The 19,543-nt window shown below is 70.3% G+C and carries 19 protein-coding genes (1 of these 19 cut by a window edge); 12 read left to right on the forward strand and 7 right to left on the reverse strand.

Features of this window, described 5'->3' with window-relative positions:
* Window positions 1-52 precede the first annotated feature (52 nt).
* Entirely contained in the window at window positions 53-1,114 is a 1,062-nt protein-coding gene (gene trpS / locus HPT28_RS09180) for a tryptophan--tRNA ligase (protein WP_257578296.1), read from the reverse strand.
* A gap of 645 nt (window positions 1,115-1,759) precedes the next feature.
* Between trpS and HPT28_RS09185 the strand changes: the two genes are divergently transcribed.
* Complete coding sequence (locus HPT28_RS09185; protein ID WP_219090470.1) at window positions 1,760-2,194, forward strand: hypothetical protein; 435 nt, start codon at window positions 1,760-1,762, stop codon at window positions 2,192-2,194.
* A 70-nt stretch (window positions 2,195-2,264) separates the two neighbouring features.
* On the opposite strand, the gene HPT28_RS09190 is transcribed toward HPT28_RS09185, so the two are convergent.
* Together HPT28_RS09190 and HPT28_RS09195 are read right to left on the reverse strand one after the other, a co-directional pair.
* A complete protein-coding gene (locus HPT28_RS09190; RefSeq protein ID WP_219090471.1) occupies window positions 2,265-2,504 on the reverse strand; it encodes a DUF397 domain-containing protein in 240 nt (79 codons plus the stop codon).
* A complete protein-coding gene (locus tag HPT28_RS09195; protein ID WP_219090472.1) occupies window positions 2,501-3,370 on the reverse strand; it encodes a helix-turn-helix transcriptional regulator in 870 nt (289 codons plus the stop codon). The genes HPT28_RS09190 and HPT28_RS09195 overlap by 4 nt, the downstream gene beginning before the upstream one ends.
* Window positions 3,371-3,646: 276 nt before the next feature.
* On the opposite strand from HPT28_RS09195, the gene HPT28_RS09200 reads away from it, so the two are divergent.
* The 7 genes from HPT28_RS09200 (at window position 3,647) to HPT28_RS09230 (ending at window position 11,927) form a co-directional block, all read left to right on the forward strand.
* Window positions 3,647-3,991 (forward strand): hypothetical protein, encoded by a 345-nt coding sequence (locus HPT28_RS09200; protein ID WP_219090473.1) that lies wholly within the window; start codon window positions 3,647-3,649, stop codon window positions 3,989-3,991.
* A 208-nt stretch (window positions 3,992-4,199) separates the two neighbouring features.
* On the forward strand, window positions 4,200-5,438 hold the full coding sequence (locus HPT28_RS09205; protein ID WP_219090474.1) for a hypothetical protein: 1,239 nt from the start codon (window positions 4,200-4,202) through the stop codon (window positions 5,436-5,438).
* Window positions 5,438-6,334: a hypothetical protein gene (locus tag HPT28_RS09210; protein WP_257578297.1), complete on the forward strand. Its 897-nt coding sequence runs from the start codon at window positions 5,438-5,440 to the stop codon at window positions 6,332-6,334. The genes HPT28_RS09205 and HPT28_RS09210 overlap by 1 nt, the downstream gene beginning before the upstream one ends.
* On the forward strand, window positions 6,334-7,260 hold the full coding sequence (locus HPT28_RS09215) for a hypothetical protein (protein WP_257578298.1): 927 nt from the start codon (window positions 6,334-6,336) through the stop codon (window positions 7,258-7,260). The genes HPT28_RS09210 and HPT28_RS09215 overlap by 1 nt, the downstream gene beginning before the upstream one ends.
* A complete protein-coding gene (locus HPT28_RS09220) occupies window positions 7,257-8,060 on the forward strand; it encodes an AP endonuclease (RefSeq protein ID WP_219090475.1) in 804 nt (267 codons plus the stop codon). The genes HPT28_RS09215 and HPT28_RS09220 overlap by 4 nt, the downstream gene beginning before the upstream one ends.
* Before the next feature lie 49 nt (window positions 8,061-8,109).
* Window positions 8,110-9,183, forward strand: coding sequence for a phosphotransferase enzyme family protein (locus HPT28_RS09225; protein WP_219090476.1), 1,074 nt, complete (start codon window positions 8,110-8,112; stop codon window positions 9,181-9,183).
* A gap of 56 nt (window positions 9,184-9,239) precedes the next feature.
* Window positions 9,240-11,927: a Gfo/Idh/MocA family oxidoreductase gene (locus HPT28_RS09230; protein ID WP_219090477.1), complete on the forward strand. Its 2,688-nt coding sequence runs from the start codon at window positions 9,240-9,242 to the stop codon at window positions 11,925-11,927.
* 394 nt (window positions 11,928-12,321) lie between these two features.
* On the opposite strand, the gene HPT28_RS09235 is transcribed toward HPT28_RS09230, so the two are convergent.
* From HPT28_RS09235 to HPT28_RS09250, 4 genes are all read right to left on the reverse strand, one after another.
* On the reverse strand, window positions 12,322-12,942 hold the full coding sequence (locus HPT28_RS09235) for a hypothetical protein (RefSeq protein WP_219090478.1): 621 nt from the start codon (window positions 12,940-12,942) through the stop codon (window positions 12,322-12,324).
* Window positions 12,939-14,129: an MAB_1171c family putative transporter gene (locus HPT28_RS09240; protein ID WP_306824596.1), complete on the reverse strand. Its 1,191-nt coding sequence runs from the start codon at window positions 14,127-14,129 to the stop codon at window positions 12,939-12,941. Before HPT28_RS09240 ends, HPT28_RS09235 begins: the two co-directional genes overlap by 4 nt.
* Before the next feature lies 1 nt (window position 14,130).
* Window positions 14,131-14,523, reverse strand: a complete 393-nt coding sequence (locus HPT28_RS09245; RefSeq protein WP_219090480.1) for a hypothetical protein — start codon at window positions 14,521-14,523, stop codon at window positions 14,131-14,133.
* A gap of 403 nt (window positions 14,524-14,926) precedes the next feature.
* Window positions 14,927-15,313, reverse strand: a complete 387-nt coding sequence (locus tag HPT28_RS09250; RefSeq protein WP_257578300.1) for a helix-turn-helix domain-containing protein — start codon at window positions 15,311-15,313, stop codon at window positions 14,927-14,929.
* 630 nt (window positions 15,314-15,943) lie between these two features.
* On the opposite strand from HPT28_RS09250, the gene HPT28_RS09255 reads away from it, so the two are divergent.
* From HPT28_RS09255 to HPT28_RS09270, 4 genes are all read left to right on the forward strand, one after another.
* Window positions 15,944-16,816: a helix-turn-helix domain-containing protein gene (locus HPT28_RS09255; RefSeq protein ID WP_219090482.1), complete on the forward strand. Its 873-nt coding sequence runs from the start codon at window positions 15,944-15,946 to the stop codon at window positions 16,814-16,816.
* Window positions 16,817-16,818: 2 nt separating this feature from the next.
* Window positions 16,819-17,535, forward strand: coding sequence for a hypothetical protein (locus HPT28_RS09260; protein WP_219090483.1), 717 nt, complete (start codon window positions 16,819-16,821; stop codon window positions 17,533-17,535).
* Window positions 17,536-17,699: 164 nt separating this feature from the next.
* Entirely contained in the window at window positions 17,700-18,344 is a 645-nt protein-coding gene (locus tag HPT28_RS09265; RefSeq protein WP_219090484.1) for a WhiB family transcriptional regulator, read from the forward strand.
* Window positions 18,341-19,543 carry the 5' portion of a hypothetical protein gene (locus HPT28_RS09270; protein WP_219090485.1) on the forward strand. 372 nt of this gene lie beyond the right edge of the window, so the window shows 1,203 of its 1,575 coding nt (coding positions 1-1,203); the start codon lies at window positions 18,341-18,343; its stop codon lies beyond the right edge, outside the window. The genes HPT28_RS09265 and HPT28_RS09270 overlap by 4 nt, the downstream gene beginning before the upstream one ends.

A 19,543-nucleotide genomic window follows, 5' to 3' on the forward strand; every position in this document is an offset into this window, starting at 1 on the left:
CCACCCGCTGCACCGCGGCGGAGATCCCCGGGGCCGCTCCCTAGGTGGCGGGTCAGGACTGGGCAATCTCCCGGGCCTTGCGGGCTCGTTCAGCCTTGCGGCGCAGTTGGTTGTAGGAGGCGGTCAGGCCCATGGCCTTGCGGACTTCGAAGACCACCTGCTGGACTTCCCGGCGGGTGCGTTCGGTGCCGTCGACGATGATCTCGTCGACGAGGCCGCTCTGTTCCTCGAACATGGCGCGGCGTTCCCGCATCGGGTCCATGAAGCGGTTGATGGCGTCGGCGAGCTTGGTTTTGACCTCGACGTCTCCGACCTTCCCCGCGCGGTACCGCTCCTTGAGGTCGGCGATCTCGGCGGGGTTGTCGTTGAATGCGTCGTGGTAGGCGAAGACGGGGTTGCCCTCTACCGTGCCGGGGACATCGGCGCGGACGCGCTTGGGGTCGGTGTACATGCCAGCCACCTTCTTGCGGACCTCTTCGGCGCTGTCGGAGAGGTAGATGACGTTGCCGACCGACTTGCTCATCTTGCCCTGGCCATCGGTGCCGACCAGCGTTGGGACGTCGCTCTCGACGAGCTCCGGGACGGGGAAGACCTCGCCGTAGAGGTAGTTGAAGCGGCGGGCGATCTCGCGGGTGATTTCCACGTGGGCGTGGTTGTCCTTCCCGACCGGTACGACGTGCGCCTTCACGCACAGGATATCGGCGGCCTGGAGAACGGGGTAGCCGAGGAGGCCGTAGGGCATCTCCTCCTTCTTGGCGTCCCGCGCCATGTCTTTCAGGCTGGGGATGCGCTCCAGGCGCGGCACGGTGACGAGGTTCTGGAAGAGCGTGTTGAGGTCGCCGACCTCGGGGATCGCGGATTGGAGGTAGAAGGTCGCACGGCTGGGGTCGATGCCGGCGGCCAGGGAGTCCAGCACCATGTCGCGGGCGTTCGCCGAGACCTTCGCGATGTCCTCGCGGGAGTTCTTCGTCGTCAGCATGTGGAGATCGGCGATGATCAGGAAGGTCTCGTACTGGTGCTGGAGCTTGACTCGGTTGGCGATGCTCCCGACGTAGTGGCCCAGGTGCAGCTTCCCGGTCGGCCGGTCGCCGGTGAGCATGCGCAGATCAGTCATGGCTGTGTGTTCGCCTTTCCCGCGTAAGGGCTGCAGCATCAGGCTTGGAGTCTCTCGCGCCGTCGCGCAGCGCGCCGATGACGGGCTCAACGTTTGCCCTGTCGATTGTGTGCACCTGCATCCAGCCTGCCATTCCCCAGCGTCGGTCGGGGACGTCACACTCTCCGCCCGGCGCCCGGAGCGTATGAGGCCCGGTTACGTGTCCGCGTAGCGGGCGGAGTTGTCCAGCCGGGTGGTGAAGTCGCCCGCGCCAGTCGCGGGTGAGCAGGAGCAGGGTTCGGCGGCGGTCAGGTCGGGAGTGTCGGTTAGCAGTTCGCCCTCCGGGGACCACAGCGGGCCAGGCGGGCCTTTCCGGGGCCGGGGGAGGTGGTGGCCGGTTCCGGGGCGGGGTGAAGCGGTAGGGCAGGTGGGGGTCGAACGCGGCGTAGGCGGTGTTGCGGTCGGGGATGCTGAGGACGATGAGGCTGTCGGGTTCGGCGTTGTAGTACTCGCCGGGGTGGAAGTCGCGCACGGTCGCCGCGGGGAACAGCCGGGCGAGGTGGAGGCGGACGTAGAACAGAAGGGCGGAGGGGCGGCAGCATAGGTGTGCCACAAGGAGCTGTCCGTCCCGCTTGAGTGGAGCGGGGGCCGGGGAGGTAAGGGCACATGACTCAGCGCGATGGTTCTCCAGGCTCCAGTGACGATGCCCCGGTCTTGCTGATGCCGCCCCAGTTGCGGCACCTTGACGGCGATCCGCTCGCCGCCTTTGCCGCGCGGGTCTGGCGGACGCTGACCGGTACCGGCATCCCCGTGTATCTGCTCACCGACGACGACCCGCCGCGTCCTTACGGTGTCACGTTGGCCCTGATCTCGTCCTCGCGAGCGGACGGGGCGCATCTTCAGTTGGGGTGGAATCTTCCCCGTGAGCCGTCGGGCTCGGACGACACCCCTGAGGCCGCCCAGCTGTTGCGGGCTTCGACGGTGCTCACCTATGCGGTGGCGGGCATCCTGACCGCCTACGGCTATCAGCTCAGCACCGAGGAACCGGGGTTGCCCTGGCCGCCGTTCCTCAACGTCTACCCGGACGGCTCCAGCGCCTAGCGAGCGGGAAAGCCTGGAAGAGCCCGCCCTCGTGGCCGGAGGGCGGGCTCGATAGTTCCACCGAGGAGGGTCAGCCGCCGAGATGTCCGTCGCGGACGCCGTCGATGAAGTGGGCGAACGCGTCGGCTGGGACGATCATGGCGGGGCCGGCCGGGTTCTTCGAGTCGTGCAGGCCGATGCCGTGGTGTGCGGTGCGGGTCAGGTCGGCGACCATGATGCAGGCGTTGCCGCTGCCGCTGGCCTTTGCCTTGAACCAGGCGTGGGCGGGGGCAAGGTCGGACGCGGTGAGGTAGTGGGCATGAGCGGTCATGTCATGATCTCTCGCGATAGTTGGTGCAGGAACCCCCGCGTGTCCTCCGGCGGCAGTGCCGAGGCACGCAGGGCATCGAAGGACCGGGTGAACCGCCCGACCTCGCGCGGCTTGTCCGTGACCGAGACGGCGCCCCACGCGGTGTCTGTCTGGACCGTCGGCGGCAGTCCCTCCCCCAGGTCCAGGAGCATGAAGTCGTGGGAGGCGCGGAAGCCCGTGGAGCGGTGCGGCAGGATCTGCACCGTAACGTGGTCCAGCGCGGCCAGCTTCATCACCTCGTCGTACTGGTCGCGCATCACCTCCGGGCCGCCCAGGACCCAGCGCAGCGCGCCCTCGCCGAGGATCGCCCACAGCCGCGGCACCCCGTCGCCGCTCAGCAGCGCATCTTTGCGCTTCATGCGCAGGGCGACGTGCTTGTCAACGAACTCGCTGGTGGTCTCTTCCACGGGCTTGGCGACCTCGTGGACGGCGCGGGCGTACGCCTCGGTCTGCAGCAGGCCGAGTATGAGGGAGGGGTGCCAGGCGCGGATGGAGGTGGCGGTGGACTCGATGCCGACGAAGCGCTGCATGCCCGAGGGCATGACGTCCTTGTACTCGGTCCACCAGTCCTGGCTTGCGGCCTCCCGCTGGATCTCCAGCAGGGATTCCACGGCTTCGTCGTCGGTGACGCCGTAGCGGGCCAGCAGCTTGCGCAGTTCGCCGGCCTGGCGGAAGGACATCAGGCCCTTCTCCACTCGCTGGAGCTTGGTCTCGGAGAACGGCATGCCTCGGGCGGCGTCCTCGATCGTGAGCCCAGATTCGGTGCGCAGATGCCGCAGATGCGCGCCCAGCTCGATGCGGCGCGCTGTCGGCCTGGATCTGGCCATGTGCTGGCCTCCTCGGTGTTTCTGATCGGCGCTCGCGGCGATGTGCGCGGCACTGGCGGCTCAACTGCCCACAGCGGCAACGCGAATGCATGATGCGGCATGTGCCAATTCCGGTGCAAGCGCTGAATTTCTGCCGATGCACTTGCCGATGCACTCTGCCACACGCCACCGTGAGAGAGCCCTTCGGCTCCACCCCGCGAAGACGCCGCGAGCCCCGGCTGTTCACCTCCCCTACACCCGCCGAGGACCTGCGGCCACCACTCATGAGGGACCGCCATGACGGCCACTAACGCAACCCCCACACACGCCAGCGTCGCTCGCGACGTCGAACTCGCCCTCGCCTGGGCACGCAGCCCGCACCAGGCCCAGGCTCCGGCTGCCGCCGAGCTGCGCTGCCGTCTGGTCGGCTACATCCGCGCCTTCACCGACGACGCCCAGCGCTACGCCGACAGGCTCGAGGACGGGCTCCAGCGCACCACCGCGGCGAGCACCGTGCGGCACGCCAGGCAGCTGGCCACCACGCCGGGCGGCGATCCGAGGGCGATGCTCACCCTGCTGGCGAGAAGCGCGGACATTCTCCAGCGCTACGCCCGAGCCGCCGGGCCGGGTGCGTGCCGGTGAGCGGGCGTCACGCGTCCGGTGGCCGGGACCGGGTCGGCGCGGTGGCTGCACGGGTCTGTGGAGCCGGGCACCTCGTCGAGATCGGATTGCTCGGCTCAGCCGTCCACGACCAGGCTCGTGCGGCGCCGACCAGCGCGGTGGTGGCTGGCGGCGGGCCCGAGGAAGAACCGTCAGGAAGGGCAGTGAAATCTTTCCGCCGCGAGGCCGTTTGGAGGAGAACTCCAGCACAAGCGCCTGTGGCCGGGCGTGCGACGAGCCACGGAACCACACGCAGGGAAGGGGGACGCGCATCGTGTACGTGCTGAAGCTCCAGACGGCTGCTGGCGCGGTGGGGGTGACCGTCAGGTCACCGCACCGCGGCGTGATCGACTGGATCGCCCGCTACGTCGGGCCGTGGTGGCAGACGAGCCGCGCCGACGATTTGATGGGTGGTCCGGTGGTGACCGCGATGGCGTCCGGATTCGACGAGCTGGCCGCCGAGGTGGAAGCCGCCCGGTGGCAGGAGGTCGGCTATCCCCGGGCTGCGACGCGCTACGCCGCGGGCCGGGAGGGCACGGTGATCGCGGTGACGCCTGCCGACAGGGTCGGCTACCGCTACACCGCCCCCACCGACCGGATGGACGTCCATGGCGAGCGGCCGCATGTGCTCGCTCGCTCTGCGGTCCGGGTGGCGCGGGAGCTGGTTCGTGCGCAGCTCGTGGCCGATGGGTGGGTGCTGCTGCATGCCTCGGCCGCGGTCTGGCCGGGCGGAGGGGCGGTGCTGGCGCTGGGCGGGCGGGGAGCGGGCAAGTCCACCCTCGCCTTCACCCTCGCCGCCGCAGGGGCTGGGTTATTGGGCAACGACCGGGTGTTCGCCCGGCCCGCGCGCGAGGGCGGGGTGGAGCTGGCGCCGTGGCCCTCGGGCGCCGCGATAGGACTGGGCCTGCTGGGCGCGCTGGGCTGGACCGAGGTGGCGCGCGAGCACCTGGCGGGCGGGGCGGCTGCGCACCCGTCGCAGGACGCGCGGGTGACCGCCGCGATCCTGGCCGGCCACACCACGGCCCTGTTCGACGAGGGGCGGGAGGTGAAGGCGCACATCCGCCCGGAAGAATTCACCGGCTGGTTCGGCCTGTCCGGCGCCGCCTGCGGGCGAGTGACGGTGATGGTCTTCCCCGCCATCCGCCCCGGGGCACGGCCCGGCCTTGACGGCACGCGCGACGTGGCCGCGGTGGGGGTGTCGGAGGCGGACTTCATGATGGGCGCCACGGAGGACTCCTACCCCGACATCTTCGGTCTGACCGGCGGGCGCGGGGCGGGCTCGGCGCAAGCCCGTGCCGAGGTGGCTGCCCGGCTCGCCGCGGTGCCGGGTTACCCGGTTGTCCTCGGGCACGCCCCGGGCGCAAACGCCGCGTTCCTCACCCGCCTCGTCCCGGCTCCGGGGCCGGCCGCGGTGGTGGAGCGCGGCTGATGGGCGGTGAGGAACGGTGTGTGGTGGAGCTGCACAGCGCGGGGCGGGGGTTGGTGGTGGATGGCCCGGCGGCCCTGGTGGGGGCGTGGTGGCCGAGGGTCGCGCCGTACCTTCCCGGTGTCGCCCCCGGCGGTGTTCCGGTGGCGGCCCGGGCGGAAGTGCGGCCGGTGGCGGTGCCCGGCGGGGCGGGGATGGCGGATGCGCGGCGGTGGCTGGGTGCGTACCTGCACCGGCTGCACCTGGCGCACGGCACGCTGTGCGCGCACGCGGTCTGCGCTCAGCCGCCGGGCGGGGGCGGGGCGGTGGTGCTCCTGGGTGGGCACGGCGCGGGCAAGACGCTGGTCGCGCTCGCCTTGGCCGGGCGTGGCTGGCGGGTGCTGGCGGGCGATGTCGCCCTGCTGGACTGCTCCGGCCCCGGCCGGGCGGCGGTGCTGGGCGGCACCAGCGCGATGGTGGTCCGCCGCCGCGCGACAGCACGGTGGTTCCCCGAGCTCGGCCTGCCTCTGGAGGGCTCTGTCACCGTGGAGGTGGGCAACCGGCCGGGCCTGTCCGTCGTCGCCCCGGGCCAGCCAGCCTCGGTGGCGGCCGGGCTGGTCGTCGACATCGATGGCGGCCGGTTCGCTGCAGAAACCGCCCTGGAGCCGGTCGACCGGCACACGGCCGCCAACACCTGGCTGCGGGCCAGCGGCCATCTGCTGGACCGGATGCTGGAGACGCCAGGCGGCCAGGCGCTGCGCGAGGTCGAGGACCACGCGGGCTATCTCCGTCGCCTCGCCTTCGTCCGCACGCTGGCCGGCCTCCTGCCGCTGTACGCCGCGTGGGGGAGCCCGGAGCGCATCGCGGCCGGGGCTGCACGCCTGGCAGCCGGCCACCAGCCCGCACAGGGGGAGTGCTGATGTCCCATCAGTCAGACACCGGGGTGCGCCGTCCGCACGCGGGCGCGCGGATCAGGCTGGAAGGCGGCCAGGCGTGGCTCCTGCCCCCCGCGCCGGGCCCGGCATCAGATGGCTGGGTCGCGGGGCGCTGGAGCGTGCTGTCCCCGGGGACGGAGAGGCGACACCTGGCCGCCAGCCGGACTGGGGCACCGCGCGAGGCCGGGTACATGACCCTCGGCCGGCAGCACGATCGGGCGGGTTGGGTGCTGGCGCCGGTGCCGCACGGCGCCGCCTTCCCTCCCGGCATCACCGGCGCGGTCACCGCGCCGCCCGGCGTCCCGGTGGCGACGGCGGCGGTGGCCCGGTTCCAGCAGATCGCCCTCTTGGGCCTGGACCGGCTCGGGGCCGGGGCCGAGCTTGACCGTGCGGTGGTGGTCGGCTCCGGGCCGGTCGCACTGGGCGTGGCGCTTGAACTGGCGCGGCGCGGCGCCACCACGATCCGGGTGGCCACCTCCCGTCCGCGTCCGCCGATCCTGGCCGTGCCCGGAGCCACCTTCCTGCCCCCAGACGCTGGTGTGGCGGGTGACGCCGGGCTGGTCATCGACGCGGCTGGCACACCGGAGCGTGCCGCTTGTCTGCTCGCTCCCGGCGGGGTCCTGGGCCTGCTGGGCACTCCGCCGCTGACGTCCGGTGTTGCGGCGCTGGCCGCGCACCGGGGCGGCTGGACGGTGACGGGGATGCACGAGCTCGCCCCGGCCGAGGCGGGCGCGTACCAGGCTGCCTACACCACCGCAGCTGCGTGGCTGGCCGACCACCTCGACTCCCAGCTGGTGGAGTCCTGGTGCCGCACCGTGCCCGGTCGTCTCGCCCCGCGCGCCTACCGGTTCCTGGGCACGCCCGCCCGGCCGGCCGAGCCGGTCATCCTTTTCGACTGGCAGGCACCATGACCACGGTGGGCCTGTACAGCATCTCCGTGCGGGGCCTGGACGTTCCCGGCCTGCTGGCGTGGGCCGCCCGCGAGCAGATCCCGCTGCTCCATCTGCGCGGCGGCCCGCGCGGCTTCGATCTCGCCCGCCGCGCCCCAGCCCTGCTGACCGGCTTGCGGCGGCAGGCCGACGACGTCGGCGTGCCCATCACCGGAGTCACCGCCGACATTGACCTCGCCGACCTTCTCGCCGGACCGCCGAGGGCGCGCGTTGCGGCTCGCGCCGAGCTTGACCGGCTCGCCGAGGCCGCCACCGTGCTCGGAGCAAGCTGGGTGCGGTTGCTGGCCCGCACCGAGCCGGCCGGCACCTACCTCCACGCGCTGCACGACCAGCCCCTGCCCGACCCGCCGGTGGGCCTGCTGGTTGAGCCGCACCACCCCGCCTGGCTCCAGCCCGCCGCCCATACCGCGCTCGCCGCGCTGCTGGCCGGAACTCCCCGGCTGCGGCTGCTGGCCGACACCGCCCAGCTCACCACCGCCTCCGCCCGGCACGGCGGTGACGGGGTGCTCGCACCGCTGCTGGACGAGGCGGAGGTGCTGCACCTGTCGGACGACGGCACCGGCCTGAACAAGCACCACCGTGTCACCGCCCAAGTAGCGGCACGGATCGCCGCCGGGAAGCGGATCGAGGTCGCCGTGGAGTGGACCGGCACCGACCGCTCCCCGGCCGCCTGCCTGCACCGGTACCGGGCGGCTCGCGCCTGGTGGGACCGCATCCTCCACCAGAGGTCGCCGGGCCCACACCACTCCACACCCCGCTAGGGTAGTGGGCCGCTCACCAGCCGTGATGACCGAGAAGGAGCAGCGGGCCATGCCGACGACCGCCACAAGCACCACCGAGCCCCCGGCCACCGCGCAGATCACCGAAATCCTCGCCGACGCCTACGGCCTCCCCGGGGCCCGGCTGACCCGGCTCGACGGCCAGGTCGCCATCAACTACCGCGCCGAATCCACGGACGGCCGGGTCGTGTTCGTCAAGCACTACCAGCCCACTGCAGACCTGGCCGCCGAGGACGACGTGATCGCCCAGACGAAGCTGGCCGGCCAGCACGGCGTGCCCGTCGCCGCTGTGATCACCAACAGCGACGGCGAGACCATCACACGCCACGCCGGCACTGCGCTGTCGGTGTGGCGGTGGATGCCCGGCCACACCATTGACAGCGGGCTCACACCCGCTCAGCAGGCCGCCGCCGGCCGCATGCTCGGCCGCATCCACGCCGCGTTCGCCGACCATCGGGCCAGTTCCCACCCCTCACCCAAAGCCAGCAAGTGGCTCAACCCGGACCTGGCCAAGCGCGAGGCCACGATCGGACAGCTGCTGGACATCATCAACGGGCGCGCGGAGCATAACGCCTTCGACCGGCAGGCCGCCGCCACCCTCGCCGAGCGCCGCACCCAGCTTGGGCGCCTGCCCGGCCTGCTCGCCGGGCTCCCACCCCTGCACACCCAGGTCCTCCACGGCGACTACTCCCCGAAGAACATCCTCTTCGACGGCGACGACATCACCGCGGTGGTCGACTTCGGCCCCGCCGAGCCCTACCTGGCCGTCTGGGAGCTGGGCCGTATCGCCTTCGACCCCCGCTCCATCGTCCACGGTCCGGACTGGATCGCCTCCGGCCTCACCCTCGTGACCGCCTACCGCGAAGCCAACGAGCACCTGCCCGCCGCCGACATCACCGCCTGCGCCCGCGTCGCGCTCATCCAGCTCACCGCCAGCCTCTACGGAGTCAAGGAGCACTATCTGGAGCCCGGCCTCGACCAGGACGACCTCGACCAGTTCTGGCTGCTGCGCCACCACGCGGCCACCGCGCTTTTTGACCGCCTGGCCGAGGCCGAGGCCGCGCTGGCCCAGGCCGCCCACACCAGCAACCCGCCCAGCCGGTAACCCGTCCTCCAGCCCCGCCACGCGGGGCTGGTTGTCCGCCCGCAGGGAGGCGACGTATGACCAGCCCATCCTCCGAGCCCGGCCACGCACCCTGGACGGTCCTGCGCGGACCGCTCACCGATCACCAGATCCACACCATCACCCACGGCCTGGCCACAGCGCACCAGCTGACCGCCGACCACCCCGGAGACCGTGCGATCCGGCTGACGGATCCCGCCCGTGACAGCGCTGCGGTGACGGTGCGGTGGAAGCCGCTGCCGCCCCAGCCGCCCCGCTCCCTGGGCTTCCTCGACCAGCCACCGCCGACCGTGGAGATCCTCATCGGCCCCGGCACCGGCCCCATCGCCCAGATCGCGGGGGAGCTGCACGAGCGCCTGGCCGCCGCAGCCCTCCCGTACACCCGTGGCGAACTCGATGCCATCCGCGACTCCATGCCCCTCCTGCACCGCTACAGCACCCCCACCACCGCCTTCGACGGGTGGGCGCTGATCTTCCGGGACCACTTCCTCGAACACAGCGTCGGCTTCGTCCTCGCCATGGAACGCGCAGGGATTCCCCCCGAGTGGATCTACACCCTTGACAAGGGCGACCGCACCTACAACCGTGACCGGGTACGCGCCACCTTCGCCGCCCGCGGCTACCGCATCGGAGTGCTGGACAACACCGCGATCAATGCCCCCGGCTCTCACACCGCTGCCTTAGCCGACGCCGAGACGGCCATCGAGGCGTTCCTCGACGCCGCCTACACCGGCGGCCGCCGCGTCCTCATAGTCGACGACGGTGGCCTGATCGCCCGCGGCTACGGCCACGCCAAAGCGCAGCGGCGGGCCGATGCCGCGCTGGAGCTGACCGTCTCCGGCATCAAACGCATCGCCGCCGCCGGGCCCTTAAGCATCCCCGTGCTGAACATGGCCCGCTCCCAGGTCAAAGCCCGGCTCGGCTACCGCGAGATCGCCGACTCCTGCCTGCGCCGCCTGCGCACCATCCTGCCCGACCGCAAGATCATCGGCCGCCCGGTACTCCTCCTCGGCTACGGCACCCTCGGCTCACGGCTTGCCCCCGCCCTGCGCACCCTTGGCTGCCGCCTGAGCGTGGTCGACACGAACCTGCTCACCCTGATAGACGCCGCCGAAGCCGGCCACACCACCTACCCGACCGCAGGCGAGGCCCTGCGCGCCACCGACCCGTTCCTGGTGATCGGCACCACCGGCGAGACCGCGCTGACCGAGGACGACTTCGCACACCTGGCCGACGGCACCCTGCTGGCACCGTTCGCCACCCGCGACTTCTCCCTCTTGGCCGAACACGCCGAGACCCGCGAAGAGATCCCCGGCATTGGCCTTCGCCTCCGCCTCGACGACAACCGCCACGTCACCCTGCTCGGCGACGGCCGGAGCCTGAACCTGTTCGAGGCCGACTCAATACCGAACCAGGGCTACGACGCCTACCGTGCCGGCACCCTCATCGCCGCCGGACACCTGTGCGCGCACCACGACAGCATCCCGCCCGGCCTGCACACCGCCCCGGCCGACCAGGCCATCGACGCGGCCGGCCTGTTCGAGGCGTACTACGACCTCCACCTTGCCCCGCACAGCGCCCGCCACCGACTCGGCCCACCGGCCGCAGCCGCAGTGCGCGGGCGGCCCGTGGCCCACGCCTGCGTCGTCGGTTACGGCGTCGCCGGCCGCCTCCACACCACGATCCTCGAAGCTCTCGGCGCCGACCTGACGATCATCGACCCCAAGCACCAGGACCTCTCCTCCGCCCACCGCACCTTCACCTCGCAGGTCAGCGAGCTCCCCAGGGACGTGGCCGACAAGGTCGATCTGTGGTCCGTCTGCACGCCGACCGCCGACCATCTCCCCGTACTGCGCGCGATTCTGGCCCACCAGCCCGCGGCCCGCATCCTGCTGGAAAAGCCCGCCTGCCGCGGCCACGAGATCGACGCCTTCACCGACCTTCTCGCCCAGCACCCCCAGGCCCGGGTCATCGTCAACGACCAGTACCGGCACTCCCGCGCCCTGCCCGCGTTCACCGACCTCATCGGCCGCATCGAGCCCGACGCCCCGATCAGCCAGATCACCATCACCTTCACCAAGGACCGCCGCGGCGACATCGACACCGGCAGGTTCATCGACCGCGACTACGGCGTCCTGGGCTACGAGTGGCTGCACATGCTCGCCGTCCTCGCTGGCATCCTCCCTGCCCCCGTGATCGACACCTACCTCGCCGGCGACCCCGCCACCAGCCAGCTGTGGGCCACCTACGACCCGAGGCTGTTCGTCGCAGCGCTCACCGAACGCACCACCCTCCACCAGCACCCCGGCGCACCGCTCCACCTGGAACTGGCCTCCTCCATCCTCGGCCCCAGCATCCTCCTCGGCCGCGTACCCGAACCCCGACCCCCCTGGCGCCACAACATCCGGCCCGCCGATGACCGCCACCGGTACATCGCCGTCCACGCCGGCACTACCCACTTCGCCCTGCACCTCGACCCCGTCACCGCCCCCGACGGCTGGCAACTGGACCGCAACGACCACCGCCTCACTGCCGTACGCGACGGCCAGTCCCTCCACGACGAAGTCCTCCACGACTCCCCGCTGGAGACCTCCATCCGCCACGCCATCGACCAGCTCGCCTACACCACACCACCCGCCCCCGACCTCACGTCCCTACGACGCATTGCCGCTCTCGCTGACACCTTGCGCCGCACAGCCCCACCCACCAGCCAGGCCAGCGCATAGTCTCACCTGGCTTCGTTCACGACTTTCGGCAACGGTGCGATTGCGGCTGCCACCTACGCTCGTCGGCAGCGCCTTTACGGTCGCCTCCCGAGGAGCCGCACACGGCGTCCCGCCAGTCAGCGCCAAGCTGCTGCCCGAGAAGCACCCCTCGGCCGCGAACCCCACGTGATCACCCCTTGGCCACCTCTGCCCGCGTCGTTGACTCCATCTGCCACCGCGTCGGCAACCTCGCCTCGCTTCTCGCTCCGGCCAGACAGATGTCGAGACCCTTGCCGAGGGCCATCGGCCCGGCCGCCGAATCTCGGCGCTTGGTGACCAGGCATGGGGCCAGCCGGAGCACGACGCCACCCTGCCCTCCTGCCCGCCGAAGACGCGTACTCACGGGGGCGCTCTGTCATCTCAGGGCCACGAATGTGAGGGCGGAGATAGCTCCGAGCGCTGTCCCACAGACGAGCTGGGCCATCGTGTGCGCCTTCAGGACTCGGCGGGACCAGCCGACTGCCACGACGAGAGCTGCTGTCGAAAGGGCAATGGGACCGTAGACCAGAAGCAGGATCATCACGGTGCCTCCGACAACGGCATTGTGAACGGAGATCTGCCACCACACCGTCACTAGCAGGCTGCTCGCCAGGCCGGCGAGCATGGCAATGACCAAAGCGAAGACGTCCTGTGGAGCTCCGAGCACGTGAAGGAGCGCGATGCCGGTGAGCACCAGGACGAGGGTGAAGGCCAGCGGGGCGATCCGCTGCTTCCGCACGCGGACGTGCTTGTCCGTGAGCTTTCCTCTGCGTACCCCGAGATGCACGATCGCCAACGGAATGATGCCGCAGAAGGTCGCAGCGAATAGGCCCCAGCCGAGTCCGGCGATGCTGTGGGTGCTGTGCCAGCCGATCAGGAGAAGTAGCCCTATGACGAGGTATGCCGGAGAAAGTACGTCGGTGATCGCCTTGGCCGCCTTCACGCGGGGGGATGCCTCGGCGTAGCTGGGAGTCGGGGGCGGGGTGTGAGTGCTCATGTCCGTGTTTCTGTCAGGTCGCGGACAGCCGCGAACGATCGTGCAAGTTCTGACCGGTAGGCGTCAGAGAGCTGCGTCAGTGCTGAGATTTCGCTGCGCAGATCCCTCCCGCCGCCTGCAAGTCGGGTATCGGTGTTTGCGCAGGGCGGATCACCGCGCAGCTTGGAGCGCCGGGCGGCAGTTAGCCAGCACGCTTCGGTGGCGACAGCGGCCTGGGCGCCGAAGAGTCCCTTCGCTTCGACGTGGTGCCTTGCCTGCTCTCGAACGCTCAGTGGTGCGTAGTCGCACAAAGCGAGGGTTGCGTCGCGGATTTCAATAGTTCGGCGGTATAGGCGGCCACGCACGTCGCGTGGATCGATCCGCTCTGCGAACAGACTGCGCAAGGGATGGAGACGGACTGAAGGGGTGGCCTCGGTGAGGTCGCGCCACAAGTCATGGAGGCGAAGAAGCGCTCGGCGTTGGGCTCGCCAAATGCGTACCTTGCTGAGGGCTGGCACGCTGCTGCCGATGACGTTGAGGAGAAGCGCGGCCATGAGTAGGTATGTGCTCAGGTAGTCGTCGAGGTCACCGGGGAATATCCCATCGCCCGTCATGTGTGCGATGAGTGTGGTGATTCGAGTCAGGGCGTAGGCGACGCCGATGCTCAGGCCGATGCCGATGATGCGGAGTCCCCAGACGAGAGGTCGGTCGTCGGAGTCTCTTCCCCAGCGCCAGCACACTCGTACGCCGACGACGAGTGAAGCACTGAGGTAGCCCAGGAACACAATCGTGTAGGCGAGGAGGGCTGCTCGCGCCCCTGGGTCCTGGAAAATCGCTCGGGTCTCGTATGGTTGAAGCTCGGCGAAAAACAGCGAGGTCATGATGGCGGCCGTGAGGGTGGGAACGGCTAGGCGCTGCCACCGAGGCCGACAGCTCGCAGCGTGTCCTCCAGCCGCCTTCCGCAGAAATGACAGCAGGGCGGCTGAGGACAGCACCCCTCCGAAGAGATGCTTCAACAGGTATGAAAGATCAGTGATTCCGGTCAGATGATCGAGTGCTCGTCCGGCAGGCAGCCGAAGTGTCATCGTCACGGTCAACCCGAAGAAGGCCCACCACAAACTCCGGTTGGCTCCCTTCACCCAAACACTCCTGGCACGCCAAAGGGTTGTGGCCCAAAGCAAACCTGCCGCTGTCGCTTCCACGGCCATATCAGGCTCCCTCACCGCGCAGGGCCGCGTCGAGGTAGGTGAGTTCGGGTGAACGGTTCGTAGTGCTCGGCTTCAGCTTGGCCAAGCCTGCAATCCGATTGGCGAGTTCCTCTGCTTCCCGCTCCTGAGGAGTGCTGAAATTTGCGCGCCCCAGAACACTGCGCACGGTTCGCGGGTCGATGCTGGTGAACAGCCCTCCGAGGTTGACTCCCGGTTCGGCACCACCTGAACTCGTGTGCCCGAGCAGCATGTGGCTGATCTCATGCAGGACGATGTGATCTCGATGCAAGGGCGATGTCGAAGCCTCGTAGAAGATGCAATCTGCGTGGTCGAGTGCGACCCACAGGCCGCATAGCTCCTCATCCGCCCCGTTCACCCCCTCGACCGCTTCCACAAGGAGTGGGCGCCCACGGCTCTCTGCGACAGCGGCGCAGAATACCTTCACGTCGAAAGGGGACGGTACCTCGATTCCGGCCAGCGGATCAGGGGCATCGCCCTGACGCCAGCGCCGGGAAAGGGGACTCGGAAGCCGTCGGCGCAGACGCACTGATTCCCTCCCGGGTCATGCATCACCTGTTGTTCGTCGGGTGCGCTGTTACGTGCACCGCGCAGAGAACAATAGGTGACCGTGCTCCTTGATCAATTTACAGGCCCGGCGCTACCGGCCATGATCGCCACTCTCGGTTGCGACAGAAAAGCAGAATGCTGACGCTATTGCCGCATCGAGCGCCGGTTGCGCGCCGAGTGTCCCGATTAGTGAAGGGGTGGCGGGAATCTCGTGACTCGCGTCACGCGCCCTACTGGGCCTCGTCGCCCTTGTTCAGCCCTTCGAGCTCCCGGGCCCGCTCGATGAAGGCTTCGACTGTCCGCAGCGTCTCCGGGGAGAGGCCGCTGGCCCGCAGGGCTACCGAGCGCACCTGGTTGTCCTTCATCTTCTCCAGCAGGGACAGCTCCGCGTCAACGCGGCGCACCTCGTCCTCGTCGCCGAAGAAATAGGAAGCGGGGACGCCGAAGAAATCGGCGATGGCCTTGAGGTACTTGAATCCCGGATTATCGCGCTGCCCCACGCGTAGCTGCTGGAGGAAGCTCGGGGATACTGGCGGGCCTCCCATGTCGGCGATGCCTCGCGCTACCTCGCGCAGGGAGTACGGGCCACGCCCTTCGGGGTGGACGACCCTGAACAAGCGATCGACTCTCTCGGCGAGGGGTCCGCGCTGATCCTGCGCCTCGTCGGTCATCAGCTGGCCTCCCTTCGCCTGCAGTGCACCTCGCTCGTCAACTGCTGTGAACGATACACGACGGAATCCTGGGTGGCTGTCCGCAATAGTTGACAGCCACCGGAGGTCTCCTCATACGATCCCACTGTCGCGTCCACAGATGTGAACACCGTAGCGGGGCGTGACTTGCTGGCAACAATCTGCAACCAGTGCAGGGGTTAAGAACCAACTCTGGATCTTGACGAACCCCCGTGCGTATGTTTTGTCCCCGCGGGCGCCGGCCCCGCATCACGAACGTGAGGAGTACATCCGGCACCAGCCAACCGACCAGCACAGGTCCACGCACAGCGACGGCGCCCGAGAGGTGCGAACTCCCGGACGCCGAACGCTCAACGGCGAAACCCGCCCCGGCAAGGGCGGAGATTGCCCACCATCACCACGCTGCTCCCTTCCACCAGGTGCCGCAGCGTGGCAACACTGCAAAGGGGATTGTCGCATGCCTGTTGCCTTGCGCCAAGGGCTCAATTGCCTTGCCTGCGCGGAGATCATCTCCGCCTGGGTGAGGCCCCGCTCCCGTCCGGACGGCGGGAGCAGCCGATGAGTATTGACGCCCGCGAGTGGGTGTGGAGGCACAGTTCCAGCCGGGGAGCCGCCCGCCTCGTCCTGCTGTCCATCGCCGACCGGGTGGCCGATGAGCAGTGCATCGCCTGGGCCTCCCTCGCCAGCCTGGCGGACCGAGCGAATGCGTCCAAGAGCACGGTGCGCGACGCCCTCGACCGGTTGCTCGGCGACGGTGAGCTGGAGCAGCTCGATGATCTGGTCGGTCCTCAGCGGAGCACGGTCTACCGCCTGCCCCTGGCCGCGAAAGCCGTGGCTCAAGCCGCGAGGGAGCAGAGGTCGGACGAGCTCGAAGCCTGCTCGACGCTCCGGCTCTCGGCTCTGCGGCGGTACGGAATCCGCCCGCGTGAGGTGCCGGAATCCCCCGCGAGGGTCCGGAAACCGGCAGTACCGGGAACCGGCAGGTCGAGACGGAAACCGGCACAACGCCGTACCGGCCACCGGCACAGCGATGTACCGGCCACCGGCACACAGAACCGTAGTGAACCTGATTTGAACCGGAGGTACAGCAGTAGTGGTGCCGCCGTCATCCCGGCCAGCGAGTGGGAGCCCGACCCAGCCACCCACACCTGGGCCCGCCAGCAGGGACACCTCGACCGCCTAGGCGAGCAGGGCCTGCGAGCCGCCGACGCCAAGTGGCGTGCCCACCGGGCGGGCCACACGCCGAGGCCGGCGGAAGCCTGGGCTGCCGACTGGCGCTCCTGGGTCGCTCGGGAGCACGCCCCCAGCCGCCCGAACCCCCGCGCGGTGCCCGGCAGGAACACCGCCGCATCAGGAGGGATGACGCGGACGGAGGCCCACACCGCCGCCCTGCTGGCCGCCCTCGACGAGCCGACCGGAACGGAGGGCTGACCGTGGACCGCCGCGAAATCGCCGCCCTGCTGGCCTACATCGGCCGACTCGACCCCCGCACGATCCGCACCGACGAAGGCGAAGCGCGCGACCAGCTCGCCCAGTGGCACGAGCTGCTCGGCGACGTGCCGATGGCCACCCCGCACGGCTGGGACGTGCGCGTCGCCGCCCGCCAGCACATCCGCACCTCGCCGTACCAGATCCTGCCCGCGGACCTGGTCCGTCCCTGGGAGAGCTACCGGCGCGACCGCCTGGCCCGGCACTCCGATCCCACGCCATCCGTCGATCCTGACGACCAGGCCGCCTGGGCCGCCGAGCTGGCCGAAACCCGCCGCGCCGTCGCAGCAGGCACCGCCCAGCCCGCACAGGCCCGGGCGATCACCAGCGGTCGCGACGGAGTCGACCCGAAGCTGGAGGCCCGGCTGCGGGAGATCGGCTCCTGCATACCGCCCGCTGCCCGCGCAGCCCTCGCGCCCTACCGGCCCGCTCGAGCAGCACGCGAGGCAGCCATCGCCCAAGGGCAGCCGGACGCTCTCTCGGTGCGCTGCGACTGGTGTCAAGCTCAGGTCGACGAACCGTGCCGCCGTCGACGCGTCGGCCCCGACGGCGCCGCACGCGGCAATGCCCTGCTCCCCAATCCTCACCACTGCCGCCGCGAACTCGCCGCCGCCCGGCAGTCCCAGGAGACCGAACAGGCCCAGCACCCGGCAATGACCTGACCGGCCAGCCCGGTCGGCGTGCCCACTCCGGTGCATCACCGCAACACCACCGTCCCGCCCCCGCCTGCGGCGCCCGCCCCTGCGCCGCAAGCGGCACCCGACGCCGCGTCCGTCCGCTACCGGACCCCGTACCCGCCGACGCGGCAGCCCATCGGAGACCGACCTTGCGCCACATCACTACCTACAACGCGCCGGCCACTGGCCTGCGCAGCATCGGTGACACCAGCTGGCACGCCCGCGGTGCGTGCTACGGCATGGACCCCGAGGACGCCGACGCCGTGTTCTTCCCGCTGCCCCGGGACCACGAGGCCATCGCCGAAGCGAAGGAGCTGTGCGGCTGGTGCCCGGTCCGCCGTGACTGCCTGAACTACGCCTTGGAGAACGTTCTCAAGGAGGGTGTCTGGGGCGGACTGACGGAGGCCGAGCGGCGCCCTTGGCACGACGGGTTGCCCCAGCGCCTCGACTACAGCCGCGTAATCGCCTTCTTCAACGGCCGCGACGTGCACCTGACCGAAGCGGAGCGCACGGTCGTCATCGACCACGCCTACGTCCGAGGCTGGCGGCCCGACCGGCTCGCCACCGCCCTGCAGATCAGCCACAAGCACGCCCGGGACCTGCTGCGGCAGGCCGCCAACAAGGTCTTCGACCGCGACCGCCACGACGGCGTGCCGAAGCGCGAGAAGAAGAAGCGGAAGCGGACGGCCTCGGCAAGCAGCCGACCCGCGACCACGAAGTCCAGCACGCGGCAGCCGATGCCCCGTCCGGCGACGCAGACCTCCGCGCGGGGCCCTCTCGGAAAGGCAGCATGACCCACTTCACCGTTCTGTCCCTCGGTGCCGTCCCGGACCTGCCCCTTCTGCTCGTCATCGGCGGCCCGGTCTGCGCCGTTGTCCTAGCCTTCACTGGCTGGGTGATCCGGCGGCAGCGAAGGCGTCCGCAGAAACGTCTCGGCAACGTGGCAGTCAAGGCCGCTGCGGTCGCGGCCTTCGGCTGCACCGTCTACAGCGCTGACACTTCGTGGCGTTTCGCGGCCAACTACCTCGACATTGCCGGCACTGCCGAGCGCGCCGGCATGTTCGCCGCTGCCGAGCTGGCGCTGTTCGCGACCGCGCTGATGGCGCGGCAGAACATGGCCACCCAGGGTGCCCCCGGCCTGCCCGGGACTCTGGTCTGGTTGATCACCGGGGTCCAGGTAATCCCCGCCTACGCGGAGAGCGGCCCCGTCGGCGGCACTGTCCGCGCCTTCGTCGGCCCGGTCCTTGCGGCGATGTTGTGGCACCAGGCCATGGGAATCGAAGTGCGTCTGCGTACCCCGGGTGCCGCCTCCCACGGGTTGATCGCCGTGCTGGGGCGGGAGCTGCGCGAGCGACTGCTGTCCCGCCTCGGCATCGCCGCCCGAGACCGCGACGCCGCGCAGATCACCCGGGACCGGGCCACCGCGCGCGCGGTCGCTCTTGCCGCCCGCCTCGCCGAGCGCACCCCCGAGCAACAGCAGAGCCGACGCGGCCGGCGCCTCACGCGGCGGCTCTCGAAAGCGATCGGCCGGGCCTCGGTCGGAACGGACCCTGCCCAGCGTGCCGAGCTGCTCGACCAGCTCGCTGCCCGTCGGCACGCACTCGCCCTCGCCACGGTCCGGCTGCCCTCCCCCTGGTCCCCGCACCACACCCGCACAGCCACCGCCGCGGCCCAGAGCAGTGCGGTCCCCAGCAACGGTCCCCACACTCACAGCGAGTCCACTGGGGACCGGGGACCGTACGAGGAGATGGGACCGGTCCCCAGCACGGGGGACCGTGACGCGGGGACCGGTAACCCCATAGTAGGGACCGAAACGGGGACCGACGCCGCCGAGCCGGGACTGCACGGAGGACTCGAAGACTTCGCAGGGACCAGCCACACTGCTGTTGAAGTGCCTGCCCAGGCCCCTCAACCGCACCGGGGACCGAGGGGTGCCGAGTCGGGGACCGAACCCACCGGGGACCGGGGACCGAGCAGTACGGACTCGGGGACC

The sequence above is a fragment of the Streptomyces sp. JJ38 genome (assembly GCF_019303475.1).
Lineage (GTDB): Bacteria > Actinomycetota > Actinomycetes > Streptomycetales > Streptomycetaceae > Streptomyces.

Excerpts from the sequence above, each read along its gene's own strand:
- trpS (WP_257578296.1), bottom strand. The coding sequence starts at position 1,114 with ATGACTGATCTGCGCATGCTCACCGGCGACCGGCCGACCGGGAAGCTG.
- HPT28_RS09185 (WP_219090470.1), top strand. The coding sequence starts at position 1,760 with ATGACTCAGCGCGATGGTTCTCCAGGCTCCAGTGACGATGCCCCGGTC.
- HPT28_RS09190 (WP_219090471.1), bottom strand. The coding sequence starts at position 2,504 with ATGACCGCTCATGCCCACTACCTCACCGCGTCCGACCTTGCCCCCGCC.
- HPT28_RS09195 (WP_219090472.1), bottom strand. The coding sequence starts at position 3,370 with ATGGCCAGATCCAGGCCGACAGCGCGCCGCATCGAGCTGGGCGCGCAT.
- HPT28_RS09200 (WP_219090473.1), top strand. The coding sequence starts at position 3,647 with ATGACGGCCACTAACGCAACCCCCACACACGCCAGCGTCGCTCGCGAC.
- HPT28_RS09210 (WP_257578297.1), top strand. The coding sequence starts at position 5,438 with ATGGGCGGTGAGGAACGGTGTGTGGTGGAGCTGCACAGCGCGGGGCGG.
- HPT28_RS09215 (WP_257578298.1), top strand. The coding sequence starts at position 6,334 with ATGTCCCATCAGTCAGACACCGGGGTGCGCCGTCCGCACGCGGGCGCG.
- HPT28_RS09220 (WP_219090475.1), top strand. The coding sequence starts at position 7,257 with ATGACCACGGTGGGCCTGTACAGCATCTCCGTGCGGGGCCTGGACGTT.
- HPT28_RS09225 (WP_219090476.1), top strand. The coding sequence starts at position 8,110 with ATGCCGACGACCGCCACAAGCACCACCGAGCCCCCGGCCACCGCGCAG.
- HPT28_RS09230 (WP_219090477.1), top strand. The coding sequence starts at position 9,240 with ATGACCAGCCCATCCTCCGAGCCCGGCCACGCACCCTGGACGGTCCTG.
- HPT28_RS09235 (WP_219090478.1), bottom strand. The coding sequence starts at position 12,942 with ATGAGCACTCACACCCCGCCCCCGACTCCCAGCTACGCCGAGGCATCC.
- HPT28_RS09240 (WP_306824596.1), bottom strand. The coding sequence starts at position 14,129 with ATGGCCGTGGAAGCGACAGCGGCAGGTTTGCTTTGGGCCACAACCCTT.
- HPT28_RS09255 (WP_219090482.1), top strand. The coding sequence starts at position 15,944 with ATGAGTATTGACGCCCGCGAGTGGGTGTGGAGGCACAGTTCCAGCCGG.